The sequence below is a fragment of the Methyloversatilis sp. genome, assembly GCF_030698125.1.
Taxonomy (GTDB): Bacteria; Pseudomonadota; Gammaproteobacteria; order Burkholderiales; family Rhodocyclaceae; genus Methyloversatilis.
This window is the reverse complement of sequence record NZ_JAUYNV010000034.1, coordinates 1-16692: the sequence shown is the minus strand read 5'-3', so window position 1 is coordinate 16692 and position 16692 is coordinate 1. Positions and strand designations below refer to the sequence as shown.

Here is a 16692-nt window from a genome sequence, read left to right as displayed (position 1 = left end):
TGAGGTCGGAAACGTGTGCCATCAGAAATACCCTTCCTGCTTCTTCTTTTCCATCGAACCGGTCGAATCGTGGTCGATCACGCGACCCTGCCGCTCCGACGTCGTGGTCAGCAGCATTTCCTGGATGATGTCGGTCAGCGTCGCGGCGGTCGATTCGACCGCGCCGGTCAGCGGGTAGCAGCCCAGCGTACGGAAGCGCACGCTCTTCATCTGCGGCACCTCGCCCGGGCGCAGCGGCATGCGGTCGTCGTCCACCATGATCAGCGTGCCGTCGCGCTCCACCACCGGTCGCGGCGCCGAGTAATAGAGCGGCACGATCGGGATGTTCTGCAGATAGATGTACTGCCAGATGTCGAGCTCGGTCCAGTTCGAGATCGGAAACACGCGGATCGACTCGCCCTTGTGCTTGCGCGCGTTGTACAGGCTCCACAGCTCCGGCCGCTGGCTCTTCGGGTCCCAGCGATGCTGCGCACTGCGGAACGAAAAGATGCGTTCCTTGGCGCGCGACTTCTCTTCGTCGCGGCGGGCACCGCCGAACGCCACATCGAAGCCGTATTTGTCCAGTGCCTGCTTCAGCCCTTCGGTCTTCATGACATCGGTGTGGATGGCCGAACCGTGCGTGAACGGGTTGATGCCCTTGGCCAGCCCCTCCTGATTCACATGCACGAGCAGATCCATGCCCAGCTTTTTCGCCATCTCATCGCGGAATTCGTACATCGCCCTGAATTTCCACGTGGTGTCCACGTGCAACAGCGGAAACGGCGGCACAGCCGGATAGAAGGCCTTCATCGCGAGGTGCAGCATGACTGCGCTGTCCTTGCCGACCGAATAGAGCATGACCGGGTTTTCAGCCTCCGCCACCACCTCGCGCATGATGTGGATGCTTTCCGCTTCCAGCCGCTGCAGGTGAGTGAGGGTGTCCGGATCAATCAGTTCGGGAGTGGTCTGCATGAGGGTTCTCGAAGGGTTTGCAGAAAAAGGAGCGGGCGCCACCGACTGCGTGGCGTGACGCGAAGGTGCCGAGGGGCGTGAGGATGCAGCCGGCACCGCAGAGTCGTTGTCGGTGCGGCGACTGGCGCGCACCGTCAGCGTGGTCGCCGTCCCGCTCACGGCGGGCGACTGGCCGCGCATCCAGGTGCTCAGGATGTCGCCCGGCCTGAGCGACACGCCGCTGACCAGCAGATGCATCGGCGCGGCAGTCATCCTTGCCAGCCGCGACCACAGGTTGGTCCAGTCATCGGCACGCGGTGCGTGCGGGCACAACATCCAGTGCAACTGCCCGCGCCGCCCGCGCACGAAAAGCAGCCATTGCCCGCAGCAAGGCATCGTGGTCGGGCGCCACGCCATGGCGCCGGTCCACCAAAGCTCAGCACCGGACAAGGCCTTGCGCTGCTCGCGCAGCGTCGCCTCGCCGTCCCGGTCGAGTTCCGGTTGCACACCCCAGTCGATGCGGTAGCGCGCGAGACTGCGTCGGGGCGGAACGGCGATCTGCTGCTGTTCGAACCATGCAGCAACGGCATCGTCACTCCACAACCCGAACGGCAAGCCGAGCGCATCGGGCAGGTTTTCGAACGCGGTGGCCAGCCGCTGTTCGGTCGCGCGGTCGAGCTTGCGCCCGCTGCCCGACACCCGGCCGCGGCGCTTCAGCAGCACCGCGTCCCACCCGCCCGCCAGATACGCCTTGTGCGCCGCGATCACCGTTGGCGCGCTCAGTTCGACGGCCTCGGACACCGCGGCCACCGTCATGCCGGACAGGCGCAGCTTCACCGCCTGACGGCGGCGGTCATTCACGATTTCAGAAGACAGGTTTCGAGCGTCCATTATTCACAGACAGGTGTGGCAGGCGTCATGTAGAGTAAAACCATTCAGTGCGCAAACAGTGTGAATTAATTATTTAATGACCAGGTTTGTTGCCATCAGACCCACTTTCCGGAAGCGCTCATGAGAACCACCGCCGAACTCAAGACACTGCACGCAGCACTGCTCGACATCGTCCGCGACGCCGGGCAATGCGTGATGGACGTCTATGCTACGGATTTCGAAGTCACTGATAAATCAGACAACTCCCCGGTCACCCTCGCAGACCGCAAGGCCGATGACCTCATCGTGGCACGACTCAAGGCGCTGACGCCCGATGTGTTCATCGTGTCGGAAGAATCGACGGAAGCAGGCCAGCGCCCTGCAGACGGCGCACCGTTCTGGCTCGTTGATCCGCTCGATGGCACTAAAGAGTTCATCAACCGCAACGGCGAGTTCACCGTGAATGTCGCACTGATCGAGAACGGCCAGCCGGTGCTGGGCGTGGTTCAGGCGCCTGCTCAGGGCCGCATGTTCTCCGGCGTTGCAGGCCTTGGCGCCTGGGTAGACGACGCGGCGGGCGTACGTGAAATCCGTTGCCGCGCCACGCCTGAAGCGGGCCTCACCGTGGTCGCGAGCCGCTCGCACGGTGACGCTTCCGCACTCGACGCCTATCTGGCGGGCCGCAAGGTCGCCGAGCTGCGCAACGCAGGTTCGTCGCTGAAGATCTGCCTGGTTGCCGCCGGTGAAGCCGATGTCTATCCGCGCCTCGGTCGCACGATGGAATGGGACATCGCCGCAGGCCACGCCGTGCTGATCGCCGCGGGCGGGCACATCGAACAAATCGACGGTTCGGCCTTCACCTACGGCAAGCCGGATTTCGCGAATGCGCATTTCGCAGCCTGGGGGCTTGGCGGCTGAGCCGCATGCGATGACCGCCTGGATTGTTCTTTCGTCCATCGGGCTGCTGCTGATCCTGCTGGTACACGGCCGCATTGCACCGGCACCTCTGTTCGCAGGTCTCGCGAGCTGCTACTACCTGTTCGGTCTGCTCGACCAGAAGGCATGGCTCGCCAGCTACACCAACCCGGCGCTGGCCATGCTGGTCATGCTGCTGCTGGTGTCACTGGTCATCGAGCGCTCGCCGATACTCGAACGGGTGTCCGACAAGCTGCTGCGCGGCTCGCCCGTCGGCGCGGTGTTGCGCTTCACCTCGATCACAGCGCTGTTTTCCGCGTTCCTGAACAACACCGCCGTTGTCGGCGCGCTGCTAGGCGTGGTGACCAAGCAGCGCCATCACCCGGCGTCGCTGCTACTCATTCCGCTGTCCTTTGCCGCGATTGCCGGAGGCATCACCACACTGGTCGGCACCTCGACCAACCTGGTGGTGAGTTCGCTGATGACGAACGCCGGCATGTCGCCGCTCGGCATGTTCGATCCTGCATGGGTGGGCGTACCGGTTGCGCTCGTATGCATTGTCGTACTCGCCTTCTGCGTGCGGCTGCTGCCGCGCCATTCGGCCAACAGCCGCGAAGCGCAGCAGGCGTATTTTCTCGAAGCACGCGTCGAGCACACCTCGTCGCTGATCGGCCGCAGCATCGAACAGAACAGCCTGCGCAATCTCGAAGGGCTGTTCCTGCTCGAAATCATGCGTGACGGCCGGCTGATTTCCCCGGTCGCACCGGCTGAAGTGATCGAAGTGGGTGATGTGCTCATCTTCACCGGCGAGATCGACAAGATGAGCGCGCTGCAGCGTTTCGACGGCCTGCAGGTGTTCGGCGTCGAGGCGGACGCGCTGCTGCGGTCCAACCTGCTTGAAGTGGTCGTGTCCAGCCAGTCCGAACTGGCCAACAAAACCCTGCGCGAGGTCGACTTCCGCACCATGTTCGATGCCGGCGTGGTCGGCATACGCCGCGGTGACAAGCGGCTCACCGGTCAGCTCGGCCGTGTGCCGCTGCACGTCGGCGACAGCCTGCTGCTCGCCGTCGGCCCGGATTTCGCGAATCACCGCAACATCGACCGCAACTTCCATCTGGTGGGCGGCACCGTGCGGCCACGCCTCACACCGATGCAGAGCCGGCTCACGCTGACCGGCTTCGCAGCAGTGATTGCGCTTTCCGGTCTCGAAATCCTGCCGCTGTTCACCGGCCTGCTGCTGTTGCTGGCCGCCCTCGTGCTGAGCGGGCTGCTCACCCTCGCGGAAATGCGGCGGCGCTTCCCGTTCGACCTGGTGCTCACCATCGGTTCATCGCTGGCGATCGCCCAGGTGCTCGACAACAGCGGCGCCGCAGAATTGATGACCGGTGCGCTGCGCATGCTGTACGACGGTCACGGCGTGATCGGTGCCTTCATCGGCATCTATCTGCTGACGGTGATCCTGACCGAACTGGTCACCAACAACGCAGCCGCCGCCCTGGCCTTCCCGATCGCGCTTTCAACGGCACGCGCCTTCGATGCAGACCCGATGCCCTTCGTCATGGCCGTGCTGTACGGCGCCAGCGCAGGCTTCCTGATTCCGTTCGGCTACCAGACCCATCTGATGGTGTATTCGCCCGGTCGCTACCGCATGCTCGACTTCGTGCGCGTGGGCCTGCCGGTTTCGATCGCCTACGGTGCAACCGTCCTGCTGCTCGTGCCGGTGTTTTTTCCGTTCGCGCGAATGTAAAAGCGCACCGGCGAAACACGCGACGGCTGCTGCCAGCGCGACGCCTTTCGTAGGAGCGCACCCCGTGCGCGATACCTCCCGTTGATCATGAGCCAGCACGCATGTAAGACCACATCGCCCAAAGGCGATACCTCAACGCTTTTGCGCCTGATCAGGCCGCTACTACCCGCGTGAGAGCCTCAACTATGAGCGCACGCTGGATGGCGGCGAATACGGCCGAAATATTGCTCATGGTCGGTTGCCCGACTGCGACATTATCCGGTGCAGGCGCTTGGCCGGCCTGCCTGACCAGCCAGCTCCGCAGTCGGCAATCAGCACCTTCAACCTGCCCTACCCGCTCAAACCACCACATCCACCATCCCGCCGCCGTAACCCGGCAGCACGGCCGACAGATTGGTTGGGCCAAGGCAGCGCATCAACACTACCGGTTGCACGTTCCGCAGTACTGACATGCGAACTATTCATCGCGTGTTACTGACGACATACGGGATCAGTCAGGCAGCGCGCAACGAAGAAACCTTGGGAGCCGATGCCAGCACTGGCCGTCGAAAAATTCTCAAAACCTACGCTGTCCGCAATGCCTTGCGAAACATCGCAGCGCCCGGCAGTACACACGAGTTGAGGGTCAGCCGCTATTGAGCCTAATTCAATTCCCCGCTGCACAAGGCGGCTTAGCGCCTGCCCTCTATATTCAAAAGGCAGATCCTTTCGGAACAGTATATTGGACCGCGCCACGACTGACACATCCTCCCATTCTCCGTAGTAAATCGGGCCGCCTTCGGCTAATACAACATTTTTTTCAAACAGCATTCTAGAATGCTCACCTTTAGCTGTTCTTTTTACTCCACCAACCCGTCCAAATCCAAAAATATTATTTCGAATCGTATTATCGCGCCCATAATGCAAATGAAAACCTCCTCCCGATGTGCGAAGCGCCACATTATTTTCAACAAGAATATCGCTACTCCCCTCATCGAGATAGATACCCCAAGCTGTTGCACCACCAGTATCAAGAAACGAGTATACATCCTCGATCCGATTCCCTCGAATTACCGTACCCTCTGTCCTACCAAGAGTATAAATACCACCCAAGTCAGATAAAACACCTTGACCGACCTCGTGAATGTAGTTGCTTTCAATCACATTTTGCCGGGCCTCACTCGGACCAAAACCCCAAGTCCATCCAACTGATATACCCGTGTAATTCAACTTTTCAAGCTCGTTGTTCGCGATGCGGTTCAGTGAGCTCTGACCGATCCATATCCCGATTCCGCTTGGGAAAACCCGCCCGGTCCCGGTGATCAAGTTGTGCTCCACAGTGTTTGACTCGGTACGCGCCGCGGGCGTTTTGCTAAGAGCCGAGGAACCTATTCGAATACCGCCGGCACCCAGATCGCGAAATAAGGATCGCTTAATGGCACTGTTGCGAACCCCAAACCTTAACCATAAAGCATACCCACCAATATTTTCGAAGGCACAATCATCAATCAAAATATTATTTGCATAATCAAGGAGCAATGCCGCAGGCGCGCCGGTAGCCGCTTGGCTATCAATGAAAGGCACTGTCCACGCTGAGGAATGCGCAAACCGCAACCCTTTTAGAATCACGTTTTTCACTGGTCGCTCTGCGACTCCGGAAAAAGCCAAAAGGGTTTCTAGCTGAGGCGCAAAAACTCTACTGCGTTCAATCGATTCACCAGGCCTTGGCCGATAACGAAGCTCGCCATCCGTAGACAGCAACCACTCGCCTGGCTCATCAAGAAACGAAGGGTGGTTCTCAAGAGCAAAGCGCTGGGTAGGACCAAACCGAAGAAATGGCCAAATTGAATCCGGGCTGACCGAAACAACACCCGTCGCCTGATCATACGAATTTATAGTTTGACTCGAGGCAGTCCAAGAGTGCATTGCAATGAGATTAACACCCTGCACCCCCCCCGCTGATTGCGCTTTTCCGAGTTCGGCGCGGGCTGCAACCGGTAAAACAACCGCACGGGTGTTTTCGAAATTGTCTTGATGCGTCAATCTGAAAGGACGTTGCTCGGGGATCGGCTTACGCACATTCTCCCCCCCAACAAAGTACTCCGAACCGTTTGGGCTTCGCGCACGTGTAGCGCGATTCCCATCAACCCAAAGCATGTGAAAACCACGCGGAAGATCTACAGCAGCTCGCCATTCTTCTCCCAACTGGTTCAACGGTGCTATTTGTCTTGCACCACTCAGCGTAACGGTGCCTGGCACCAACGCTTCAATAATCAATGGCGCAGTTTCCGTGCCGCTGTCCTCGGCCCAAAGACGAACGGTTTCTCTGAGTACATAAAGACCAGGCAGCAGAACGATGCGATCTGCGCCTGCATCGGTGGGTCCAACGGAGCGCATCTTGCGGAGGGCAGCAGCGAGAGTGGCCATCGGACCATGAACTCCGGCAACGATTGGGACTCGGCCTTGATTCCTGTCGTCACCTTCCGGCGAAACGTAAAGGGTCGCAGCCTGGAGTGGGAGCGCGATACTTCCGGCCAAGACCGCCAGCCCGCCAAGAATTCTATTCAGACGCACATTGAATCTCATTACTCACCTGTCTTTCGTGCAAAAGCGCCCGTCATAAGCCGGACGTACTCCGTCGCGGCATATTCCGGGGTGACATGCGCCGAATGACGCCAACCCCTGTCTTCAAACCTAGTAACGTACTCTACAATCTGCTTGGCTGCGAAAGATTGCGACTGAGGATCGACCAACAGCGCAACATCTGCGAACAACTCGCGATGCACCGGGATGTCCGAAAGTACAAGGGGCTTGCCCAGCAAAGTAGCCTCAGCCGCCGAGATATTGAATCCCTCGAACAGTGACATGGACATGAAAAAGTTCGCTCCCTGCACTAATCTGATCACTTCATTCTTCGGCAGAAAACCGCGGTGATCGATACCCTGTAACTCAGGATCGGGGCCCAAAAGCAAGTCAAACTCCGGCGTCCGATGTCCGGTCAGAACGAGTCTTAGTTCCGGCCAGACGGCACGAATCGCTCTAAAACATTCGAGCAGCTTCTGCAGATTCTTGTGCGGATAAAAATGAAAGTTTGCAATGACATACGGTGCCCCCGAGACAGATGTTTCATTCTGCGCCGTGGCATCGACGCAAACCGGGTTGTAGATCACCGTCTGGAGACGAGGCATTCCGTAAAACGATAGAAAATCACGTTGCGAAGCTGCGCTGATGAACGCAACGCCGTCTGCATATCGTTTTACAACCCCGTAGCAGATATCTAGAAACTTCCGCTTGAGTACGGACGTGTATTTCGGATAATGACGAAACTGCAGGTCATGAACCACAACTACGCGGCGCAGCTTGCTGAACGGAAGGGGGAAAATAAAGTAATTCGGGAACAGTGCGACAGCCGGAGTACGCCAGTAACGAAGTTCAAGAGCAATCTCACTGAGGAATCGGGCCAGCACCTGAGCCTTTCGGCCCTTACGGCGTCGCGGCCTGCAGATCGTCAGGCGATCTCCCAGCATTGGCTTCATCGCAATCGAGAGATTGTCAGCGAAATCAATCACGCCACCAGACTTCGGGACATGCGCGAAATTCATCGACAGGACAAACTCGGGCACGCTGACTTGGCCCTCCAGTAGCGGATCTGGAAATGAGTGCAGCCGCGTCAAAGCGTCATTTCCCATCTCACCGCGCGACGCTATGTGCTTGCACTGCGTCAATCGAAGCGAACCCGCAGCACTTTCGGGCATCCAGCAGAAACCGGTTCATGATGTGATCGCAATCCAGATGCTCCTCTGCATAGCGCCGACCGAGTTGCCCCAAAGTGGCGCGATGCACGCCGTCAGAAGCGATCGTCTGGATCGCGGAAACAAACGCTTCGGTATCGCCCGGTTCCACGCGAACACCCACCTGGTCGAGAACATCACCCAGTTGCGTGCCGGCTGCGGCAGTACCGATGACGGCCTTCGCGCTGGCAAGCATGCCCGTCAGCTTCGAGGGCATGACAAGATCCGCCGCGTCTGCCCGCTGAGGTAGCAGATGTATATCCGCGGCATTCAGCATCACATTGAGCTTCTCCATTGGCTGCAGTGGCAACCAGCACACATTCGATAACCCTGCACCCGATGCCTTGAGACGCTCCAACGCCGCGCCGCTTCCAACGAGCGCAAAGCGAACCCTTGGAAGAACTTCCAGTTGTCGCGCTGCATCGATAATGATTTCGATGCCCTGCTTCTCCCCCATGTTGCCTGAGTAGAGAAGCAGGACATCTTTGTCACCTAGGCCCAACTCAGCGCGAAAGGCGTTGGGCCCTTGCAAGGGATAAATGGCAGAAAGATCGACCCAATTCGGAAACAACAAGGCTTTTTCCGAAGCAACGCCCTTTGCTGTCGCCCGCTCCACCATGCGCGGAGTGATACTCGAAACCCGGTCGAACGCACGCAATAACCGAGATTCGATTGCGCTGGCAATTTGGCGAGTCATACCGCCGCTGATCACACCAAGACCGAATGCAGCATCCACTTCAAAATCCTGCACATGCACCCAGATGCGCACACCAAACAGGCGTCCAAGCAACAATGCAAGCGGTGCGCAGGCCAATGTCGGCAATACAAGTATCAGCAAATCCTGCTTGCGCCAGAGGGTCCGCACGAGCGCGGGCGCGCTGGAAAGTGCGAAGGAGAGCAGATGCAACAGTCGCGACTTTCCCGTGACCTTCGCAGGCACGAACAGTGGACAGCGTGTCACGCGAATCGGCTCGCCATCCGTCTGCTCAATCGCCGACTGGTATCGCAAAGACTCATAGCCCTCGCGGACAGCCCACTCCGGATAATAAGGAGGCGTCGTGACAACATCCACTCTGCAGCCATTCGCAGCGAGCCACCGCGCCATTTCACCCGTGTATTTTCCGCAGCCGGTTAGTTCCGGTGCGTAGTTAATCGCATAGATCGCGACGCGCATCATTGGCGAGCTCTTGCTCATTTCGGCGAAGGGGCAACACCGATGCCCAACAGTGTGCGCCCCATCAGCAACGCCCGATCAAAGCGGCCCAGCGCGACGCGACGGGCAACCTGCAACCACGACACCAACCATACGGACGGAAACGCCCACGGAACGAACCGCCAAGTGAACAATAGCTTGTTGCGCAGCCCGTAAAACTCGGCGAGCGCACTCCGCTCGGCAGCCTTACCGGTGCCAATACTCGCGCCCTCCTTGTGATAGACAACGGCGTCCTTTGCATAACCCAACCTGAAACCGGCGCGGCGGGCGCGTATCGCCCAGTCGAGTTCTTCGTAGAAAAGGAAGTAGTCTTCGGTCATCAGACCGACCTTCTCGAGAAACTCGCTGCTGACCAGCATCGACGCACCCGAGACGTAATCCATACTCGACTCAACCGCAGCCTGATCAACGTCGCACGGCCATAGGCTGCCGTTTCCGATCTCATTCGTCATGCCCGTCCATAGATTTGCGGAGCACCCGCCAAAGCATTGGATCGTGCGTCTATCGTGCTCATAAATGAGTGTGGACCCGCAAATACCAATGCTGGGGTCCGCCTCCATCCGTTCAATCATTCTGTCGAGACAATCTGGCGCAACTTCCGTGTCGTTATTCAAAAACCACACATAATCGAATTTATGCGACTCCATCGCGACGCCTAAAGCGAGATTGTTTCCGCCAGCGAAGCCGAGATTAATTTGACTGAGCACAAGCCAGAGCCTGCTGAATCCGAGACCTCGAAATTCTATAAATTCGAATTTCTCACGTGACTCACGACGCTCTTCGCCTTCGAAAGAATCCGACAAATAGCGACTTATTAGATCACCAGAAGAATCACCTGATCCGTTCTCGCATATTGAAACTGAAATCGAGCACGGCGACGCCTGTGACAACACCTCAATACATCTAATCGTATCCCTAGATCGCCGCCAGTTCACCAGGACAATCAAAACGGAATAGCCACTCATCGGCGCAAGGAGCCGAATCGAGAAGAAACCCTAGGCGTCGCCATTGCCGACACAGCAATGCCAAAAATCATAAACATAAAGAAATTATTATCCGAAAGCGAAAGAATAAGCTTAAACACTACAAACGAAACCACTGCAACTATCAAACCATACCAGATATACCACTCGCTCCCTTTTGACGCCAAAAGCGATCTAAACAAGCTAAGGAACACAGCTACGAGACAACCAACGAAAGCTAAAATCGCAAAAACTCCTGAATCCACTGCATATGACAACAAAAGACTATCGATCGTATATCTCGAAACACCACTGTATGCTCGAACACCAATTACCTCGGCTGCAAGCCCAAGCCCATAACCAACAACCGGTGACTCAAGCAACAATTCACCACCTCTAGTGAACATTGTAATTCGAGCGGAATTACTTACGTCGAAGGAACGCGACCCGAAAGCGTGATCAAAGACAATAAACGCAACGACAACAAACGCAATAAAGATAAAACCAATTGAAAAGAACCAAAACACAAGACCTTTTAAAGTCAATCGTCCTTTAAGTAAGCCAACCAGGAGCGGGCCGATGAAAATAAAAAAGCAAGACACCGCAGCCGCTGCGTAACCCGCTCTCGACCTAGCTAGCAATACCGACCCGACCCCCACAACGACGATCAACATGGCAATCAAATAGTTGGAACTGCTTGATCTTCTCAAACACAACAACCCTAAAGAAACACAAAGCCCAACCGCAGCAAACTCTGCGAAAGTCAATGGATGACCAAAAGTACTTTGAGCCCGATACTCGCCACCGCGGATCTTATTACTCAACGCCCATTGAACGTACGAATTTTCTGGGTCCACAAATCGAGCAAAAAGATTACCTTGATTGAGGGTTTCAGCCACACCAACCAGAAACGCCACCACCAAGCACATGGCAACCGAGTACACAAATATTTTTAAATAACGCTCGCTAGACCCGAAAAGCACACCGAGAAAAACAAAAACCGCATGCACGAAAAGCTCGTTAAAAAACTGATAGAGACTGGTTACAAAATCTTTTGAAAACAAAACCGACGCAAAGCGAAAGATCTCAAATATCAACAAGCAAACCCAGAAGAATGGAAATGCCTTAAACGATCGAACAACCCTATCCCGAAAAGACCGAACAGAAAACAACGAGGAAAACATTACAAACAAAACAACTATGTTCGCCACCCTCTGAAGATTTACCGAAGGAAACCCAGGTATCCAAAACGCAACATATCTTGGCCATAGAAAACTAAGCACAAGATAAATAACCGCACTATAAAGTAAGAGGCGTTCGGCAAAGCTGTCATTTGAACGCAAGACAAAAGAGATAATTGCAACAGCAGACAACCCAACCGGAAAAATTAAAAAATAGTAGAAATTTACTGTTATCGCGAGCGCAGTAAGAACAGATAGAAATATCGTGGAAAAAACAACGAAATATTTCCCACCTAAATCGTTAGAGCTAGAAATCATGACGATCTTTCTCAAGGAGCTCAACGACGGTGGAAATATTCTTCCCCGCCATAACCCTAATCACTTTGCATCGAGCTCTCAAAACCTCCGCCCCCTGCAACCTTGCATCAAAAACTCGTCGCAGATCCTTGCCAAGCGACTCTGAATTGAAGTCATCAATCCTGACTATTGCATCCCCCTGGCCTACCGCGGCCATGTAATCATCAAGTTTGTAATGATAAGAAATCGCAATACTCGGAACAGACGCGGTCGCCGCCAGTATCACCGGATGCATGTTGGTGCTGATCATCAGATCGACATTCTGGCAAAGACTGATGAAATGATGCGCATCGGGATCATTCACCATGGTGACGCGTTCGGCAAGTGCATCACTCACGCGTCGGGCCACTTCCGCTACGACCGGCTCGTCCCATCGCGTACTCGGAATGAAGACATAGTCGATCTCCGGATGGGCATCGGCCAATGACAACAGCGCTTCGGCGATTCGTTGGATATAGGTTTGCTCGTCTGGAATGGAACCTGGATCTGATGGTCCAGACGGACCGAGATGCGGACGAAACTTCTGGGCCATGACGCCAATGAGAAGCCGTCCCGGACGCCTCGCCATAACCGCTGGCCGCACGGCCAGAAGGTTAGCTTCGTCTGCGCTGAGTACTCGCCTTGTTGCGGGAACCCCTGCAGCCTCAAGCACTTTCAGCGACTGTGCATCGCGATATGCAATACGCGACACGTATCCAAGGTAACGCTTGAGTGACTTTTGAATGGTCTGCTGCGAGAACGGACCCACAGTCTGCCCATAGATCACGATGGGTGTGCCGACTGATCGCGCCAGATCAATCTCGACATAGCGGCTGCGCAGCATATCGGGCCAAGCATCGTTGAAATACCCTCCGCCGCCCATGACCACTGCCGAGGCATCCTTCATCAATGCGCGATGACGCCGGAGCGACGGCACCAGCAACAGCCTCAGACCGCTTATGCGCCAGAGAATGACGCCGAGCCAACGAAAGAGGCCCAGTGGTGAACGCTTCCCGAGCAAACGATGGACAGACTTGATTGCCGAAATGTCATGCTGCTCCTTCATTTCGACTGTGGAGTATGAGGTGATCGTCAAGCGCGCCGATGGAAAATGTTCCTTGAATGATTGGCGCATACCTTCGAAGATTGCGTTATCACCCCTATTCCCATAGCCCCAACCGCCTGTAATATAGAAACTCCGCGTCATCAAAATGCCTTAGCTGTAAGAACGGAAAATTAGCGCTATCGCAAAACCTGAAATCAGAACCGCCGCCGCCGTCAAATAAAGGCAGGCAAGCGAAAAGCTCTTTCTAGAAACTATTGCGAACCCGATTGACAAAACGCCGTACGCGATACCGTAAGCAAAGATCACGCCCCAGACACCGTAAACTTCAATTAGGAAGAAAGCACTAGCAACGAACACCATTAGCGCTAAAGCGTAGAGCATGGCTCTAGATGATTGCTTGCCCTGTGCTGTAAGGATTACTCCAAAAAATCCAGACAACAGTCGCGGAATCACAAGCACCGCAAATCCAGGTAACAGTTTCGCGGAGAGATCAAGTGGAGAGTCGTCGGGCATTGAGTCATAAAAAAACATCGCGCCAACGAAGCCTGCAACAAGCAGCAGACCGAGAATCGCAGTAACCATTCCAAACTGGGCTGTCAGACCGGCATTTGGATTCTGCTTTATCGCCTCGGCTGACAAGCGCGGAAGGAAGTAACTGGCCAAAACCGAATAAACGATTCCAACGCCTTGCGACAACCTGGCGGCCGCCTGATAGACGCCGGCCTCGGCGTATCCGAGTAGTCGTGTCACCAAAATCATGTCCAGATTCACGAGTGCAGCCCCGACGAAAACATCCGACGCATATGCGCTACCGGTCTTTAGTGTCTGCAGCAAATTACCGATTGAGCAGTTTTCATAAATTCCTCGTACACTTATCCAGTCAGTCGAAAAAACCTTAAAAAAAACGACCATTTGGATAAAGCGAACGACCATGAATGCGATTGCCAACTGCATTGGCGATCCGCCTAAAAAAATCAAACCAAAAAAGATCAAAACCGCAATCAAAGTAGTAGAGATTGATATTCTGACCTCATCGCCATACATTCTCAAAGCCCGAAGGGCGGAAAGAACCAGGTCGGAGAATGAAGTGAAGATCGCTGCCAACAACAAAAGCAAAAACTGTGACGTTTGCTCTTGCCTATATTTCAAAATAAAAAAACCGAAAGCGAATGACACCGCTATCAATACCGCAGCTAGGCACAACTTTGTGGCGAAAAATCTCGAGAACGTATGGCTTATCGATTGCGGATTCTCTCCTACCTCCTTGAGAACTTGCTGAGAAAAACCAAACTCGCAACATAGCACCAACATCGCCGATAATGAAAACGCGAACATGAAGGAACCAAAGTCCGCCGCAGTCCAAGCGCTAGCAGCATAGATAAATGTAAATATCCCCGCTCCAAGTCGAACTACAGTTGAGATGGCAACTTGAAAAAGGCCCCGGATCATCGGGACTCGATCGAACGATCAAGAACCTCGCGCGATTTCGGCAGAAAATACAACATTAGGAGCAAGCTTTAATTCCAGTTCTTGTGCAAAGGTTTTTCGAAAACCATCAACAGCCACTTACGAAATTAACGCATCAAACTCCGCGCCCAATCAATGCCGCCCTGTTTTCAGGAGTTACAGCCTCTATAAGCTCCACTACAAAAGTATCCTGAAGCTCAAAAGATTTTTCGGCGTCTCGATTGATTTCAGAGATTCGAAAAAGCAATCCGTCGGGAATCCGCCCCTGCAGACCAAAGCTCAATCGTGCAATGTTTTGTTCTATCGCACCTCGTACCAGAGTATCACCAACGCGAATCCAATAAACCACAGGCTCATGACGTTCACCTGCACGTGCCTTAAGCCTCATCACCGGAATCTCTCCAACAGATGTCGCGATAACCGCTTTTTGAGTTCCGGTCAATTGGAACCCCTGTGCGGGATAGCAAACTTCAGGTTTGTGAACCTGATTCTGCCGCGATTGATCTTCTCCATAGGCAAGCGACAACATAATTCGACGTCCCGTAGGCTTGTGCACAAAAGTCTTGGCTACGGTTTGCGAGTAAAGGGACTTCAGTAATTCGTCTTGCTGCGGGTTGGCAATGACTGCGCCCGTGGCACGTATCTCTTCCCAATCCCCGAAAGCGCTGGGGACGACTAATTCGTAGTCGATACGCGGTTTATCAGCAGCAAGGTAACTGCGAGGCTTGGTGGCATACGCAAGACCAGCAACGCTCACCATAAGGAGAGCAAGAACGATAGCCTTCTTGAGGGCACTGGATTTGACGTTATCGACTTTTCTCATTAGTAATCTCCACCTAAGCGACAACGTGCTTGCTTGAAAGAATTTCCAGTCATCTGAACGACAGGGAAAAATCGCGATAAGCACCGCCAAGGCCTTTTTCGAGTGATGTACTAGCCTTCCACCCCATCGAATTGATCCGCGTAACGTCCATCAACTTCCTCGGCGTGCCGTCCGGCTTGGTCGTGTCGAAAACCAGATCACCAGCGAAGCCGACCACCTTGCCGACCAGCTCCGCGAGTTCCTTGATGGTCACGTCTTCGCCGACCCCCACATTCACCAGCGGTGGCTCGAAGCGGCCGCTGACGTATTCGTCGCTGCCCAAAAGACTTTGGTATTTGTCGTCCGGCAGATTAATCAGGAAGACGCATGCGTCGGCCATGTCGTCGCTGTACAGGAATTCGCGCCGCGGCGTACCGGTACCCCAGATGGTCACCGTCGTGTCGCTGCGCTGCTTGGCTTCGTGAAACTTGCGCAGCAGCGCAGGAATGACGTGGCTGTTTTCCGGGTGGTAGTTGTCGCCGGGCCCGTACAGATTGGTCGGCATCACCGCGAGGTATTGCGTGCCGTACTGCCGGTTATAGCTCCAGCACATTTCGATGCCGGCGATCTTGGCCAGCGCGTACGGCCGGTTTGTCGGCTCCAGCGGGCCGGTCAGCAGGCAGTCTTCGCGCATCGGCTGCGGCGCCAGCTTCGGGTAGATGCAGCTCGAGCCGAGAAACATCAGCCGCGTCACGCCGTGCTTCCACGCGCTGTGGATCACGTTGGTCTGGATCACAAGGTTGTCGCGGATGAATTCGGCCGGGTAGCTGTTGTTGGCGACGATGCCACCGACCTTGGCCGCGGCGAGAAACACGTATTCGGGCTTCTCGGTGGCGAAGAAGGCGTCGGTCGCAGCGGCGTCGGTCAGATCCAGCTCGGCGTGCGTGCGGGTGACGAGGTTCGTGTAACCCTTGGCTTCAAGGTTGCGCACGATGGCCGAGCCGACCAGGCCACGGTGCCCCGCAATATAGATGCGCGCGTTCTTGTCCATGTCTTTGGCCTGCGCTTATTCGAAGTGATCGTAAGCCTTGAAGCCTGCCATCTTCACCAGCGCATCGCGCTTGGCACTGGTGTAGTCGGCTTCCACCATTTCCTTCACCAGTTCGCGCAGCGTCGTCTTGGGCGTCCAGCCCAGCTTCTCGCGCGCGCGGGTCGGGTCGCCGAGCAGGGTTTCGACTTCGGTCGGGCGGTAGTAGCGCGGATCGACCTTCACGATCACGTCGCCCACCTTCGCCTTGGCGCGGTCGCCGGTGATGGCTGCGACGATGCCCACCTCCTGCTCGCCCTCGCCTTCGAAGCGGATCGTGATGCCCAGCTCGGCGGCGGCGAATTCGACGAACTGGCGCACGCTGTACTGCACGCCGGTGGCGATG

At 55.7% G+C, this 16692-nt stretch carries 13 protein-coding genes; 2 read left to right on the top strand and 11 right to left on the bottom strand.

Annotation, left to right across the window (positions count from 1 at the left end; genetic code table 11):
• Nucleotides 1-21: 21 nt before the first annotated feature.
• Nucleotides 22-951 carry a sulfate adenylyltransferase subunit CysD gene (gene cysD / locus Q8Q80_RS13900; protein ID WP_371132768.1) on the bottom strand — a complete coding sequence of 310 codons (930 nt, stop codon included), beginning with the start codon at nucleotides 949-951 and terminating at the stop codon, nucleotides 22-24.
• Nucleotides 952-1941: 990 nt separating this feature from the next.
• Between cysD and cysQ the strand changes: the two genes are divergently transcribed.
• Together cysQ and Q8Q80_RS13885 are read left to right on the top strand one after the other, a co-directional pair.
• Complete coding sequence (gene cysQ / locus Q8Q80_RS13890) at nucleotides 1942-2718, top strand: 3'(2'),5'-bisphosphate nucleotidase CysQ (protein WP_305633482.1); 777 nt, start codon at nucleotides 1942-1944, stop codon at nucleotides 2716-2718.
• 10 nt (nucleotides 2719-2728) lie between these two features.
• Nucleotides 2729-4462 carry an SLC13 family permease gene (locus tag Q8Q80_RS13885; RefSeq protein ID WP_305633481.1) on the top strand — a complete coding sequence of 578 codons (1734 nt, stop codon included), beginning with the start codon at nucleotides 2729-2731 and terminating at the stop codon, nucleotides 4460-4462.
• Nucleotides 4463-4933: 471 nt separating this feature from the next.
• Here the strand turns inward: Q8Q80_RS13885 and Q8Q80_RS13880 are convergent, their stop codons facing one another.
• From Q8Q80_RS13880 to Q8Q80_RS13835, 10 genes are all read right to left on the bottom strand, one after another.
• Entirely contained in the window at nucleotides 4934-6868 is a 1935-nt protein-coding gene (locus Q8Q80_RS13880) for a right-handed parallel beta-helix repeat-containing protein (RefSeq protein WP_305633480.1), read from the bottom strand.
• 158 nt (nucleotides 6869-7026) lie between these two features.
• Nucleotides 7027-8064 (bottom strand): glycosyltransferase, encoded by a 1038-nt coding sequence (locus Q8Q80_RS13875; protein ID WP_305633479.1) that lies wholly within the window; start codon nucleotides 8062-8064, stop codon nucleotides 7027-7029.
• A gap of 67 nt (nucleotides 8065-8131) precedes the next feature.
• A complete protein-coding gene (locus Q8Q80_RS13870) occupies nucleotides 8132-9409 on the bottom strand; it encodes a WcaI family glycosyltransferase (protein WP_305633478.1) in 1278 nt (425 codons plus the stop codon).
• Nucleotides 9410-9423: 14 nt separating this feature from the next.
• Nucleotides 9424-10248, bottom strand: a complete 825-nt coding sequence (locus Q8Q80_RS13865; protein ID WP_305633477.1) for a glycosyltransferase family 2 protein — start codon at nucleotides 10246-10248, stop codon at nucleotides 9424-9426.
• Between the two features lie 158 nt (nucleotides 10249-10406).
• The gene (locus tag Q8Q80_RS13860) at nucleotides 10407-11906 is read right to left on the bottom strand and encodes an O-antigen ligase (RefSeq protein ID WP_305633476.1); all 1500 of its coding nucleotides are present in this window, start codon (nucleotides 11904-11906) and stop codon (nucleotides 10407-10409) included.
• Nucleotides 11896-13131 (bottom strand): polysaccharide pyruvyl transferase family protein, encoded by a 1236-nt coding sequence (locus Q8Q80_RS13855; RefSeq protein WP_305633475.1) that lies wholly within the window; start codon nucleotides 13129-13131, stop codon nucleotides 11896-11898. Before Q8Q80_RS13855 ends, Q8Q80_RS13860 begins: the two co-directional genes overlap by 11 nt.
• A gap of 9 nt (nucleotides 13132-13140) precedes the next feature.
• A complete protein-coding gene (locus tag Q8Q80_RS13850) occupies nucleotides 13141-14439 on the bottom strand; it encodes a lipopolysaccharide biosynthesis protein (protein WP_305633474.1) in 1299 nt (432 codons plus the stop codon).
• Between the two features lie 133 nt (nucleotides 14440-14572).
• Nucleotides 14573-15280 (bottom strand): exosortase-associated protein EpsI, B-type, encoded by a 708-nt coding sequence (epsI, locus tag Q8Q80_RS13845; protein WP_305633473.1) that lies wholly within the window; start codon nucleotides 15278-15280, stop codon nucleotides 14573-14575.
• Between the two features lie 49 nt (nucleotides 15281-15329).
• Nucleotides 15330-16310, bottom strand: a complete 981-nt coding sequence (locus Q8Q80_RS13840) for a GDP-L-fucose synthase (RefSeq protein WP_305633472.1) — start codon at nucleotides 16308-16310, stop codon at nucleotides 15330-15332.
• Between the two features lie 15 nt (nucleotides 16311-16325).
• The coding region (locus tag Q8Q80_RS13835; RefSeq protein ID WP_305633471.1) for a GDP-mannose 4,6-dehydratase at nucleotides 16326-16692 on the bottom strand (367 nt) is incomplete at its 5' end.

Coding starts and splice junctions, on each gene's coding strand:
- cysD (WP_371132768.1), bottom strand. CDS start 951: ATGCAGACCACTCCCGAACTGATTGATCCGGACACCCTCACTCACCTG.
- cysQ (WP_305633482.1), top strand. CDS start 1,942: ATGAGAACCACCGCCGAACTCAAGACACTGCACGCAGCACTGCTCGAC.
- Q8Q80_RS13885 (WP_305633481.1), top strand. CDS start 2,729: ATGACCGCCTGGATTGTTCTTTCGTCCATCGGGCTGCTGCTGATCCTG.
- Q8Q80_RS13880 (WP_305633480.1), bottom strand. CDS start 6,868: ATGGCCACTCTCGCTGCTGCCCTCCGCAAGATGCGCTCCGTTGGACCC.
- Q8Q80_RS13870 (WP_305633478.1), bottom strand. CDS start 9,409: ATGATGCGCGTCGCGATCTATGCGATTAACTACGCACCGGAACTAACC.
- Q8Q80_RS13860 (WP_305633476.1), bottom strand. CDS start 11,906: ATGATTTCTAGCTCTAACGATTTAGGTGGGAAATATTTCGTTGTTTTT.
- Q8Q80_RS13855 (WP_305633475.1), bottom strand. CDS start 13,131: ATGACGCGGAGTTTCTATATTACAGGCGGTTGGGGCTATGGGAATAGG.
- Q8Q80_RS13850 (WP_305633474.1), bottom strand. CDS start 14,439: ATGATCCGGGGCCTTTTTCAAGTTGCCATCTCAACTGTAGTTCGACTT.
- epsI (WP_305633473.1), bottom strand. CDS start 15,280: ATGAGAAAAGTCGATAACGTCAAATCCAGTGCCCTCAAGAAGGCTATC.
- Q8Q80_RS13840 (WP_305633472.1), bottom strand. CDS start 16,310: ATGGACAAGAACGCGCGCATCTATATTGCGGGGCACCGTGGCCTGGTC.